This is a genomic window from Mangrovimonas sp. sgz306409, from assembly GCF_059735265.1.
In genome coordinates this window covers 26,345-40,494 of record NZ_JCAPEU010000011.1, presented here as the reverse complement: position 1 = coordinate 40,494, position 14,150 = coordinate 26,345, and the positions used below count along the sequence as shown (strand labels likewise).

General features: G+C 39.9%; 8 protein-coding genes. All 8 read right to left on the bottom strand.

Features of this window, described 5'->3' with window-relative positions:
• Positions 1-40 precede the first annotated feature (40 nt).
• The 8 genes from AC6I5C_RS16270 to AC6I5C_RS16235 all read right to left on the bottom strand — a co-directional run bounded on the left by AC6I5C_RS16270 (position 41) and on the right by AC6I5C_RS16235 (position 14,054).
• Positions 41-766 (bottom strand): energy transducer TonB, encoded by a 726-nt coding sequence (locus AC6I5C_RS16270; protein ID WP_497906064.1) that lies wholly within the window; start codon positions 764-766, stop codon positions 41-43.
• A 62-nt stretch (positions 767-828) separates the two neighbouring features.
• The gene (locus tag AC6I5C_RS16265) at positions 829-1,110 is read right to left on the bottom strand and encodes a VanZ family protein (protein ID WP_497906063.1); all 282 of its coding nucleotides are present in this window, start codon (positions 1,108-1,110) and stop codon (positions 829-831) included.
• A gap of 73 nt (positions 1,111-1,183) precedes the next feature.
• On the bottom strand, positions 1,184-1,564 hold the full coding sequence (gcvH, locus tag AC6I5C_RS16260; RefSeq protein ID WP_497906062.1) for a glycine cleavage system protein GcvH: 381 nt from the start codon (positions 1,562-1,564) through the stop codon (positions 1,184-1,186).
• Between the two features lie 97 nt (positions 1,565-1,661).
• Positions 1,662-8,942 (bottom strand): T9SS outer membrane translocon Sov/SprA, encoded by a 7,281-nt coding sequence (sov, locus tag AC6I5C_RS16255; RefSeq protein ID WP_497906061.1) that lies wholly within the window; start codon positions 8,940-8,942, stop codon positions 1,662-1,664.
• 7 nt (positions 8,943-8,949) lie between these two features.
• Positions 8,950-9,531, bottom strand: a complete 582-nt coding sequence (gene ruvA / locus AC6I5C_RS16250) for a Holliday junction branch migration protein RuvA (protein WP_053978119.1) — start codon at positions 9,529-9,531, stop codon at positions 8,950-8,952.
• Positions 9,532-9,588: 57 nt separating this feature from the next.
• Positions 9,589-11,892, bottom strand: coding sequence for an NADP-dependent malic enzyme (locus AC6I5C_RS16245; protein ID WP_497906060.1), 2,304 nt, complete (start codon positions 11,890-11,892; stop codon positions 9,589-9,591).
• A gap of 53 nt (positions 11,893-11,945) precedes the next feature.
• The gene (gene queG / locus AC6I5C_RS16240) at positions 11,946-12,869 is read right to left on the bottom strand and encodes a tRNA epoxyqueuosine(34) reductase QueG (RefSeq protein WP_497906059.1); all 924 of its coding nucleotides are present in this window, start codon (positions 12,867-12,869) and stop codon (positions 11,946-11,948) included.
• A 93-nt stretch (positions 12,870-12,962) separates the two neighbouring features.
• Complete coding sequence (locus tag AC6I5C_RS16235) at positions 12,963-14,054, bottom strand: ScyD/ScyE family protein (protein WP_497906058.1); 1,092 nt, start codon at positions 14,052-14,054, stop codon at positions 12,963-12,965.
• Between the last annotated feature and the right edge of the window lie 96 nt (positions 14,055-14,150).

The window sequence follows — 14,150 nt, the reverse complement described above, 5'->3', positions numbered from 1 at the left end:
AAACTTAGACGGGATTTTTAATATTATGAAATTTCTCTTCTTAATCCTGAACTTGGAACAAGATTGGTAACGAGTATGGTACAGTTACCGCCTTACCTCTTTGCATACCTGGTTTCATTTTAGGAAGCAAACCGATAACACGTTTTGCTTCTTTTTCCAAACCTGGGTGCGGTGCTCTCGCCATAACATTGGTAATCTCACCATTTTTGTCAATCTTGAAAATTACGTTGATACGTTGTCTTCCTGAAAGACCAAGTTCACTCGCCAAATCTGTGTTGAATTTCTTGTTTACAAACTGGCTGATTTTTTCAGACATACATGCCTTCTTAGCATTGTTCCCCTTTTCTTTTTCACATCCAGGGAAAACTGGTACGTTTTCAATTACAGCAAAAGGAACCTCGATTTCTTCTTCTACCTCTTCTACAACTACCTCTTCAACTTCTACGATTTCTTCTTCTTGACTAGTCTCAGAAGATTCGATTACAGTTTCCTCAACTTCCACTTCATCCTCTACTACCTCAATAACTTCAGGAGCTGCTGGTGGTGGTGGCGGTGGTGGCGGTGGTGTTTTAAGCTGATCGGTAATTGGGATTTCTTCCTCCAATTCCTCGTCCATGGTCAACTGACCTATGTCAATTGCAGCCTTGTCGTACGTTTTGTAGTTAATTGCCAAATTGGTTAGCAACAACATTAAAGCCAAGCCCACTGCGAAATAAATCGAGCTATTTCTGCCTACGTCGGCCTTGGTAGTTTTTTTCGGTTCCATATCTTAAAACATTTAAGAATGCTAAAATAACCAATTAATAGTTAAAAAAGCAAGCGATTATTTTAATTTAACTTAAGGTTCACCATAAGCTTTATGATGATTATGCCCACTACAACCCCTACAAAATTGGCCAACATATCGTAGGCATCTAAGGTTCTTGTAGTTGACAATGTTTGTTGTAATACCTCAATAATAATGCCATAAAGCACAATTATTGTCCCTGAAATTAAAATTTTATGTTTCACTTGGGTTTGCCTAAAAAAGTTAAACCCCAACAACATAAAAACGGTATACGCTCCAAGGTGATACAACTTATCATCAAAGGATGAGCCCAGACTTGGCATTTTGTGAATGTTTACCAGGCTCAAAGAAGTTAATGCTACCACATAAGCAAGCAGTAGTATTAACGCAATGGGCTTAGGCACCGATGAGCGCTTTATAATCGTCAGCAGTCATCAATCCTTCCAATTGCGAAAGGTCTGAACATTTTACCTTGATCATCCATCCTTCTCCATAAGGATCACTGTTTACCAACTCAGGAGCATCTTCCAAGGCATCGTTAAATTCGATGATTTCACCAGATACTGGCAAAAACAAATCAGATACAGTTTTAACGGCTTCTACAGTTCCAAAAACTTCTTCTGCCTCCAAAGTTTCGTCCAATGTCTCAACTTCTACGTAAACAATATCTCCCAATTCGCCTTGCGCGAAATCTGTAATTCCTACAGTTACAACATCGCCTTCTACTTTAACCCATTCGTGGTCTTTAGTGTACTTTAAATCTGCCGGTATATTCATTTTGTGTGTAATAATTAATTGGCACAAAAATAATTTTTTAAAACCTGAATCTCCTAATTTTATCTGATTTTTTTCAATAGAAAGCGGCTTCGCTGGATTAATTTCCGAAATTATACCTCAGCGTGATTCCAGACCTAATGGTTGTTTGTGGGAAGGCTGTTGAAATCGCGTAGTCTGAGAACGAATAATCGAAATAGAAAATTCCTGTTAAGTATTTACTGAAGGCATAATCGGCCTTATACTTCACGCCCCACAAAGTTTGTCCAGAGGTAACTTGATTATTGTCCAAATCCAAATACCTTATAATAGTCTTGTTGTCCCTTACCGACACATCCAAGGACATGTTTAAATCACTCTTAATGATTTGTTGCGGACCTGCAAGTTTGGAACGAATACGCACATCCTTAAAGCGGTACCCTAGCCCCACAATATATTCCTTCCCTTGGATTTCGGTCATCAAATTATTGTCGAAACTCAGAGATAAAATTCTATCTTTCTTAATTTCTCCAAGAATCTTCACCGAATTTTTCATTTCAAAATCAATACGCACAAGCGGACTGAACTGCTCTTCCAAGTTGATGTTACTATATAAGGTTCTGCTCTTAAAGTTGCCCGACTGATTGAACACATCTGGATCCTGACTATCATAATCCAAGGTTGGATCGGCAGCCACATAATCTAGATTGGTGCGGAACTGGTTAATTGTATAACTGGAACGGTAACCATGGGTAATTGAGAAACGTTTGAAGTTCTTTTTGAACCACTTCATCTTCATAAACCCGGTATACTTCAACTGCCAGTTTGGAATTGGGAAATCCCTAAACGCCGATAGTTTTACATTATCTGGATTGGATCCTGTGTAGGCAGACACAAAGGCCGGCAATAATACTGCCTGACTGTTCTTACCAAAACCTAATGGATAGCCTTCTGCATCCAATTCATACGTATTGTTACCATAAAACTCCTGCGCCAATCTGTGGGCAATCACCATACGGTTTGCTCTAAAATCGTTAAAGGCATCCGACTGAGTTTCATCACTGGTACTAAAGGCTGTTTTAATAAGTGAGGTAGTAATGTTGAAATTTCCATAGGAATTTTGGATTAAAGAGTTATAATCCAATTCTCCATCAGCGTCCATATCTTCAACCCTAAAGTTCTCGGTCATGTTTTCAGAATACAATCTCCCCCCAGTGATATCAATCTTTAAATCTGGTATCAATTCTACATTGGCAGAATAATCCAAAGTTTGATTGGTCAATTCGGTATACTGTTGGTTGAAGTTAGGGAATACGGTTAACCAACCATTTCGGGCGGCCATATCCCTAATGTCTCTTTGGCTTCCAAAAGTATATCCAAAAGTAGGCTTGGTGGTTCCTATAAATCCAGGGGTTCTCGTATATCCCGGCAAATAGGTACCATTATTTTCAGAATAATTTATCTGAACTCTTTTCACCATGGTCAATACATCCACGGCAGCACCTACTACTTTACTTTGCTTCTTGTTGGACTGGTTACGGGCATCGGCGCCATTTACCACACGCTTACCATCCTTATCTCTAGTTTGCGGCTGTCTAGTTGTACGCCTAGATTTTTTCTTCACCAAACCTAAGTAGCTATAAAGCTTCTCCATATTAAGCGAAGAATTGAGAGCATGGGTATTGGCATTTTGGATAGAGTTCCCCAAATCGTAATAGCTAGTCACGCCATCTTCATCGGTATACTCAAAATTGGTATTCAAATCAGATCCTTTTTGCCATTGGAAATCTCCCGTATAGGAATACGTGGCATTCAAGAAACTCAGGGTTGGAATTTTGTTCAACGGAATTTCATAGTTCAACTGGAACTGTTGGTTCTGAATGTTCGGATCTCCCAATTCAAAGAAGCCATCCCAAACATTTAAAGTTGGATCTTGCCTTCCGTTTATTTGATCATCGATAAAGTAATTCCTAACAATATTGTTATTGGAAGCATTAAAATTGAAACTCAAATTATCGGTCACAGCATAATTTAAGGCATACTGAAAATCGAAGGTATAGTTTCTTCGATAAAGTTCATCAATACCAATATTGTTTCCAGTAAGTTCAACTTCCCTAAATTTTTGTTTGTTGAACTGGCGAATGATATCTGTATTCACCGAGAAACTGGTAGGCATCATATTTAGGTTGAAATCCTTCAGTATCTTCCAATATTTCCCAGTAAACAAGGAATCGTTCTTTTTGAAAGGCTCCACTTTCTTAGGCGTAAAATTATAATTATAGTTCACCCCAGCCCTTACTCTTTGGTCTAAGGAATTCTCAATCTCAAAGTCGCGGTGTTCAACTTTATTATAAGAATAGTTGAAAGTCAAGTTCTCCGGATCATACACATGCGGTTTCGCCTCGGCTGCCCTTTGCTTTTTCACACCAATAAAATTGATGCTCTTACGCCTTGTGTAATCTTCAGATTGCTCTCTTATCTGTTTTTTCTCCTCTTCTGAAGTGGCCGCATCCAATCGTGATTCCAAAGTAAGGTCATTATAGTACTGATCGTATTTTGGTGTAATCAATTCCTCTTCCTGCCCATAGTTGAACGGTACTTGAATACCCCATTTCTTAGGTAACAATTGCCCAAGATTTACATTGGTCACTACATTGTACTGCTGAACATCTTCCCTACTTCTTTCATTTGGTCTTTGCTCTACCGAACCAAAACCAGAAGTACTTTGTCTACCCGTAGCACTTACATTGGCAAAATCTGCCACGTTACCATCTACACCTACCACGGCAGCCCAACCACCTTCATTATGCAAGTCGGATAGACGCAATTCATTAAACCAAACCTCTCCACACACATCATAACCTGAACCTCCTGTTTGGGCCGATGTAATATTTTTTAAACCTACCATCAACACTCTAATGTCTCCGAAATTAGGGTTACCTTTTATGGCGATACGCTGTTGTCCAGATGTATATTCTGAAAATTCAGACACTGGGTTTTCACTCACCGAACCATCAATAACGTCATAGAATGTTGGATCGTCATTACTTAAAGTTCCGTCAAAAATTCCTTTAGACTTGATTTGTTGCAATAACTCCAATGGCAAGTTGATTTCGTTTTCCTCTGGCCATACTGCAGTTGCAGAAATTCCTCCAGAAGACACCTGTAATGGTACTTCAATTTGATAGAAGTTGTCGGTGAAGTCGTTACCCATTCTAATAAATCCGACCAAATCGTTATCATTCAAGGTACCAGACTCCCCATTTTCAGCATGCATAAACATTCTCAGTTTTTTATACTGACGCATGTCTATATTAATGTTTTTGAATACCCCTTTGGAATCTGTAGCTTCCAATTGACAAGTCTTTACAACTAGAGATTGCTCATTTTGGCGAACGATATTATTGTTGTTGTTCAACTCTTCCAATTCCACACCAGGAGGCAACACATAATTCCCTTCATTTTCTTGAAGTCCAACAACACCTGTACTGAATTCTAAGTTCGGGCTTTCATTGGTAGGGTCATTATCCAAATCTCCTGTAAAACGACGCCAATCGCTACGTACCAAATCCAAAGTTGCGAAACGCAATACCGTTGGTTGGGTAAATTCCTTTAAATACATACGAGCAAAACGCACCGATCTAATATCGGTAATTCCTCCTACGGCAACTCTATCAGAAGCATTGATTGGAATTCTAAATTGATACCAAACCACTTCTCTAGTTTCACCATTAGGCAAGGTTACTTCACGGGTTTTGATATCGTTGATTTTTTCGTTGTTCTCGTTTAAGGTGGAAGGCTTGATATCAATGTTATACTCAAAATAACTATTGATCGTGTTCATGGTATTATCCCTGTTGATATCCTCTACATCTGGTTGGGTTGTTGAACCTCTATTGGTATCAGTAAACGTTTCCGGTGAATTCCCTTCGGTACCATTATACTTTTTATAGCGCTCAAAAATATCTCCATCCGTATTTAGGAAGTAAGTATAGTTATCCTTCGCAGGGTCTTCCCCAAAGTTTCCAGCTACACCCAACTCACTTAACATTTGGGCTTCTTCAATATCGTCGTAACCGTCATACCCAACATCTTGGTTGGTACGCTCCTGACCTGTTGTGGCAAATGTGTAGATCAAGGATTGGTTCTGCGGAACGACGTATGGCTTGTCAACTGACAAGTTATTTTGAAGAAAATCTATATTTCCATCTTCCGGTAAGCCATTCTCAAATTGCTTTTTACCGTCCTTAAGAATATCCTCAGAAATATTCCCAAGGTTGATACTTAAGGTTCCTCCTGGGTTTGAAGGATTGTCCAAGAAAGGATCCTGAACCCAGAATTCGATGTATTCAACGTTCGCCTGCTCAAAATCGGTAGAGGTAATCTGTCTAGTAATCCCCGCCCAAGAATTAATTGGATTGTCCAATTCACCATCGGCAGCAGAAGCTTCAAAGTTATATGGCCCTCTTTCCGAAGGATAGTAAGCCAAATCCAAGGTATAGATTACCGTACTTTGGCCCTGTACCAAATCTACCTGAGGGAATACCTCATCTATAAATACCCTTCTCGTATAAAGGTTAGAGATATCGTCATCGTTAATTCCGGTAGGTCTCTGTGTACTATAGAAAATAGGGTCAATGGTATACCAGTTCAAAAAGGCACGGTCAAAACCATTTTGTAACCCATTGTCATCTTCTCCACCAAATCCGGGATAATTGCGTCCTAGTCCAACAGGTCTACTCGACAAGTACCATGTCAACGGCGACAATAAATCGATGGCACCTTGTGTCCCTTCAAAATCATCTACATATGAAGTGGCTTCATTATTGAAATCGGTGCCTTTTGGAGCCCCTGGCAACAAGTAAGCAAATTCTCCCCTAACCGACATATTGGATGGCACATCGGTATCTATGTTTGGCAACTTATTTACCATTCTAGTTAAAAATGGCACTTCTGTAGAATAGTTTCCATTTAGTCCCAAAATAGTATTGTTAATAGGCTCTGTATTGTAATTTGCCTTTTGTGTAATTGGGCGCTCACTTAAATTCAAGAATGTTCCTCCCAAGACAAAATTCTCATTAAATTGATGTTCTACATTCACCCCTGCAAAACGTCTTGTCTGTTGTCCAAAAACCGCATTGTTTTCAACGGACACATTAATAGGCGTATTCGACGCTTTTAAGGCTTCGTCCAAAATTTGAACACGCCCCAATTGATAGTTCACCGTATAATCGATTCCTTCCACTAACACACGTCCACCTGCAGTTACCACTACCGAACCTCTTGGCACATTGAAAGCTCCTAATGGAATACCATCCCCGCCGGAAGATTTAAATCGTCCTTTAAGTTGGAACTTGTTCTTTTCAGACTCGTCCAAGGCAGCCGTTTTGGTTTGCTTATAGAGAATATCGTATACATATTTCTCTTGGTTAGGGTTTGTGTATGTATCCTGTTCGTAATCTGCATCGTTGTTGTTTGGATTGTTATCATCATCCAAGACATCAAATAGGTAGCGTCCAAAAGGCTCTACTTTGGTGAAGATGATTTTTCCATTTTGTGTCAATACGGTTAGCCCTGGCACAAAATCGAAGAACCCATCCCCATCCAGTTGTGGATCATTATTGTAATTCAATCGGTCTAAATGGAATAACCTAATTAAAGGGGTTTCACTTATTGCCGTATCGTCTGTTGGATCTGTCGTGTTGTTATGGAATGGAGGGAAAGTAGTTCCGTCCACCGGTAAAATGTAGTTGACTGGAGAAGCTTCCGTGTAAAAAATGTTCAGTTTAAAATCTTCCTGACTCAATTGATATGCTCCAGTATCGTAGATGTTTTTCATCATCAAGTCCCAAATAGGCTGCTCTACACTAGTAATGGCACTCTTCAACATTTTCAACACCAAACTGTTGTTATTTACTATTTGGTTTTCTGAGTTTGCATCCTGGGTAACATCTGTAGCTTCTACTCCATCGTTGGCAAATTCCCCTACTTGATACACCTGTCCTCCCACTGTATATTGGAAAGCGACTGCCAACACTTCATCATTAAGCAATCTTTGGTTTAAGGAAATGTACCCCAATTGTGTATTCAAAATATAGTCAGACCCCTGCTGAAGTTTCTTGGCATTTTCCAATTTACCAAAATCGAAACCTTCATTGGCAGGTGTTAAAATACCTTGTTCAACCGTGGTGATATCCCTTACCGCATCCGTTAACTGAGACCCCGCACCTCCAATATTCAAAGGATCAAAATCGTTGTTTCCATTATCCGGATATGCCCCTCCAGGCACATTCACAAATCCCGCAGGTGGCGAAGCAAGCCCTATAACATCCGACTCTCCCAAATCCTGGAAGGCCACAATATTCCTAACATTATCCGTTTGATTACTTCTGTTGGTTACCCAAACTTCTATTCTTGTAATTTGGATATTGTTGTTGATGTAAGGATATCTATTTAAAGCCTCATCGTAGTGTTCCCTAAAATATTGAGACAAGAAGAAGTGGCGATTTTCATCATAGTCCCTTGCAAAGAATTCAAATTCTTCCAAAGTACCTCCCCCTTGTGCCACTACGGACTGAGATTGTGATTTTTGCTCAGAGAATACAGCGGTTACGGTAGTTTTCCCAAATTGCAATTCGGTTTTTACCCCAAATAAACTCTGCGCTCCCGTAATCAAGGAACTGTTTAAAGGCATGCTCACATTACCAACCTCAATTTTTCTGATGATATCATCCTCGGTAGGCGTGTATTCCAATTTTATCAAGTTCTGGAAATCAAAGGTAGACTCGGTGTCATAATTGGCTGTAACTTGAAGTCTTGTCCCCACTTTACCCAATAAACTCAAACTGATCCTTTGGTCAAAATCAAAAGTAAAGTTGCTTCTGTTCCTTGGCGAAAACGTTGGGTTGTCCTGCTTTGTGTAGAGTACCCCCAAATCCATTTCTACCGATCCTTGAGGCACTACTTCAATAGTATTTCCTCCAAACACCGATTCAAAAAAGCCCGAATTCACATAAAATTCTGGCAAGAGATTTTTTTGTTCTTCTTCACTTCCCTCTTTTTTACCTTCTGCCGCATCAATTTTCTGTTTGTAATATCCCTTTTGCTGTTCCTGCAACACCAACTTATAATATTCCGCAGGCGTTAATATAATGGGGTAATTAATGTTGAATTTCCCCACTTTTTCAGTGTAGATGTAACGGTCTGTTACAGGGTCATAAGTATATTTTGAAACAATGCTATTGGGATTGGGAAGCGTCATCCTTCCCATGGAAAAACCTGTTTTGGTTGTATCTTGTTCTTCTGGTTCCTGCGCAAAACCGAAAAGGCTAAAGAGCATTACGATACTAAAAAGCAGGTATGATCGGGTTGAAATAGTATAAATCGGGTTATTTGTACTCAAATCTCTATTATAATTTTTTTAAAGCTTCCTTGATAAGGCTTTCCACACTCGCATCTGGTTGGTCTGAAATGATCTTGTCTACGACCTTTTCAGCCTGCTTCTTATTAAATCCTAGAACTTCTAATGCTGATAACGCTTCATCCTTGTTGGTATTGCTTTGAGGCGCCGAAAGTTCATCAATATCATAGACTTTCAAAATTTTATCTTTCAAGTCCAAAATAACTCGTTGTGCTGTTTTGGCTCCAATTCCCTTAATCGACTGAATCAAGGCTACATCTCCAGTAGCGATTCCCTCCCTTACTTGTTTGGGTGTTAAGGAAGATAACATGGTCCTTGCTGTATTGGCTCCAATCCCGCTTACAGAGATCAACAAACGAAAAATCTCTCTTTCAGAAATAGAAGAAAACCCATAAAGGGTATGGGCATCTTCCCTTACCTGCAAATGGGTATATAACTTCAAATTTTCTTGATCTGGAATTTTTGAATAGGTATGTAAAGAAATATGGAGTAGGTAGCCCACTCCATTACAATCTATGGTGACATCGGTTGGATTCTTTTCAACAAGTTTCCCCTGAATATGTGTAATCATTAAATAGCATCATTTAAACCTCTCAAATGTAATAAAATTATTTACAATGAGAGGAGGTTACTTTTCTTCTGATGCCTTGAGTTCCTGCTCCCTTTTTTCTTTTTGCTGGGCATCGATAACTGCTATGGCCGTCATATTGACAATCTCATCCACACTGGCCTCCAATTGCAAAATGTGCACTGGTTTACGCATCCCCATCATGATAGGCCCAATGGAATCTGCTTGGTTCAGCTCTTTCAAAAGTTTATAGGTAATGTTGGCCGCTTCAAGATTTGGAAAAATAAGTGTATTTACCTTTTTACCAGCTAATTTTGAAAACGGAAATATATCCTGCAACATTTCACTGTTAAGAGCAAAATCCGTCTGCAATTCCCCGTCAACAATTAAATCTGGGTAATATTTATGAAGATACTCTACGGCATCCCTTACCTTGGTGGTACGTTCATTTTTGGAAGAACCAAAGTTGGCATAGGAAATCATGGCCATTACTGGCTCCATTCCAAACATTTTCACAATTTTAGCCGTCATTTGGGCAATCTTCGCCAAATCTTTTGAAGATGGATCCATATTGATTGCGGTATCACTCAAAAACATTGGGCCACGGCGTGTCATCATCAAGTTGGTAGTAGCAACGCGGGTAGCGCCTTTGGCCATTCCAATAAGTTCCAGCATAGGCTTCACAACCGAAGGATAACTACGTGAATACCCAGAAATAAGGGCATCGGCATCGCCTTCGTTTACCATCATAGCCGCAAAATAATTGCGTTCGCGCATTACTTTTTGAGCAGAATACAAAGTCACCCCTCTACGTTTGCGCTGTTGCCAATAGACCTCGGCATATTTGTTTAGGCGGTCTAACTCCTCATCCGACTTTGGATCGATGATTGGCACGTCTGCATCAAAATCGATCTCTAGCTTTAACTTTTCAATTTCTTCCCTACGCCCTAAAAGTATTGGAAAGGCAATCCCTTCTTCGTGGGCAATTTGTGCTGCTTTCAACACATCCAGTTGATCTGCCTCTGCAAATACCACACGCTTCGGATTCATTTTGGCGCGATTCAATAATAATCGAACCACTTTATTATCCGAACCTAAACGCTCCATTAGGGATTCCTTATATTTATCCCAATCGATAATAGGTTCTTTGGCAACACCACTCTCCATCGCGGCTTTTGCCACGGCTGGCGGTACTTCTGCAATTAATCTTGGATCGAATGGCTTTGGAATAATATATTCCCTACCAAAAGCCAAACGAGTCTCGCCATAGGCTATATTTACTTGTTCTGGCACCGGTTCTTTGGCCAATTTTGCCAAAGCCACTACGGCAGCCATTTTCATTTCTTCGTTTATTTTTGTGGCACGCACATCCAAAGCTCCTCTAAAAATAAATGGAAACCCAAGCACATTGTTTACTTGGTTAGGATGGTCACTACGTCCTGTGGCCATGATAATATCGTCTCGTGTATCAATGGCCAAATCATAAGCAATTTCAGGATCTGGGTTGGCCATAGCAAACACAATAGGATCGCTTGACATTGATTTCAACATCTCTGGCGAAACAATATCGGCAGTAGAAAGTCCTATAAACACATCGGCATCTACCATAGCTTCGTCAAGAGTATCAATGGCTCTATGTGTCGCGAATTCGGCCTTTTCAGGAGTTAAATTTGAGCGGTCTTTTCTGATCACACCTTTACTATCCAACATCACCATGTTTTCAAGTTTAGCTCCACAGGCCTGATACAATCTAGAACAGGAAATAGCAGCTGCTCCAGCTCCACTGATTACAATCTTAACTTCCTCTATTTTTTTCTCTGCCAATTCCAAGGCATTGATTAATGCTGCTGCAGAAATAATTGCCGTTCCATGCTGGTCATCGTGCATCACTGGAATATCCAACTCTTCCTTTAGGCGACGCTCTATTTCAAAAGCTTCTGGCGCTTTGATGTCTTCAAGGTTGATTCCTCCAAAAGTAGGCGCAATATTTTTTACGGTTTGGATAAATTCGTCAATATTTTCAGTGTTTACCTCAATATCGAACACATCGATATCAGCAAATATTTTAAACAACAATCCTTTACCTTCCATCACGGGTTTGGAAGCTTCTGGGCCAATATTACCTAGTCCCAAAACGGCTGTTCCATTGGAAATTACGGCTACCAAATTTCCTTTGGCGGTATATTTATAAACGTTATCTGTTTTTTTAGCGATCTCTAAACATGGTTCCGCTACTCCAGGTGAATAGGCCAAGGACAAATCTCTTTGACTGGCGTATTTTTTTGTAGGAACTACTTGAATTTTCCCAGGAGTTGGCTTGGCATGATACACCAAAGCCTCACGGCGTTTGCTTTGTTTACTCATATAAAATTTGGATTAATATGAATTACAAATGTAATAATCCTGTAGATGAAACTCTAATCTTTTAGAAACTGAATATTTCTTTTTAATCCAGTCAACTTAGTACGCTTAACTGCAGACTTTTTAAAGACTTTGTTGAAGGTTTCTTCAGTGATTTCTTCCCAATCTTTTTTGGTCATGGATAGTAAATCTGGATGTGGATTGAAAAGCGGCTCACTGTGAGGTTTTGAAAATCGGTTCCAAGGACATACGTCTTGGCAAACGTCACAACCAAACATCCAATGGTCAAATTTGCCTTTGAATTCTGTAGGAATGTTGTCTTTAAGTTCGATAGTGAAATAGGAAATGCATTTACTGCCATCTACCACGTAGGGATTGACAATGGCTTCCGTAGGACAGGCATCGATACAAGCGGTACAACTTCCGCAATGATCGGTTGTTGGCGCGTCATATTCCAACTCAAGGTCTACAATCAGTTCTGCAACAAAATAGAAGGATCCAACTTGTTTGGTGAGGAGGTTGCTATTTTTTCCAATCCATCCCAACCCAGATTTGGCGGCCCAGGCCTTATCAAGGACTGGAGCAGAATCTACAAAAGCACGTCCATTGACTTCGCCAATCTCTTCATTTAAAAACTCAAGTAATTGTTTTAATTTATCCTTGATGACAAAATGATAATCGGTTCCGTAAGCATATTTGGATAACTTAAAGGAGGTATCTTCCTGTGTTTTTTCGGGGAAATAATTCAACAGTAAGGAAATGACACTTTTACTTCCTTCAACCAGTTTTGTAGGATCCAAGCGCTTATCGAAATGGTTTTCCATATAACGCATTTCACCTTGCATGTTACTGTTAAGCCATTGTTCCAATCGAGGAGCTTCGTCTTCCAAAAACCCAGCCCTACTAATGCCACAGGACAAGAAACCAAGTCGTTTGGCTTCGTCTTTAATACTTTTTGTATAGGATTGCAGGGATTTCATTTAGCCAATGTACAGCGAAAAAACTAAACAATAAAGCCGACATAAGTCGGCAATATCATTTATTATTGAAAAGTCTATCTGTATTAACTCATTCTAATTACCATAAGGTCCACTTGCGATATCTTCAACAGACCAAATTTCTCCATCGCGAGTTATCATGTAAGCTGTATTTTTTACAATTTCTAGAGATGTTGGCCTATCTAAACCTGTGGCTATTTCGCTAAACGTTCCATCTTGATTAGCTTTAACCAAAGCTCCCGTATTTTCAAAAGCCTCGGAACCTTCTCCAAGACCATTCCAGGTTCCCTGAGAGAGAGCAAACAAACTTTGGCCAAGTCCAAACTCTACATCTACCAACATTGAAGAACCTGAAGCTACCGGCGGTGCATAAGTGGAATTTTCCGTGAAATAAACCACCTTGCCATCTTCAGGATAATGAGGCACTGGGCCAGTCTCTGCCATATAAATTTTGTTGCCAGAAACTGCCAAGCCTGTAGGAACAATATTAGGAAAGGCCCGCATTACCGTAATCTCTCCATCGGTGGTGACATGCAATACGCGGTTATGGTGGCCATCGGTTACTAAAAGCCCCCCTTGAAAAGTGTCGATAGCATATTGAACACCCATTGGCAAAAAGTAGCTTGTGTTTGGTGGATTTGCTTCGGAAAATGCTCCAAGGTCTGCAATCACCGTAAAACTATTTGGGCCATCGATTCTGTAAATTCCAACCACATCGGGAGTCCCGAAAAAAGGTCCTACTAAAGATACTATCACGTAGCCTGTTCCTCCAATAAAGGCAATGTCCATGGCACCTCCTATACCAACGGCAGGTATCATGGTGGGCAAGCCACTGGCAAATGTTGTTTTTTCCCAAGTCTTTAAGTTAAAACGAGAGATTTCTCCCGTAACGGTTTCAGTTACGAATAAATCGCCACCGGGTCCAATGGCACTTCCTGCACCACCCACAATTCCCTCATACATCAATTGGGGAACACCTGGGGAAGAAGAAGCTTTAGCTGAAGAAGCAGACAAAACCGATTCAGGTTCCTCATCTGTTAGTTCATTGGAACTGCACGAAAACAACAATCCAACTAGCACCAAAAAAGAGATAAGCTTGGTAACAGTCAGGATAGTGTTCTTAAAAAAATCAGTTGGAGCTTTTAATGAAAGGCATTTGGTTAACATAATGATACGTTTTAAAGTTATACTTATTGCTATCAATCATTACCTAAAGACCTTAGAGAGAAATTGTACTAAAGATACATTTTGCCCCTTTCCTTA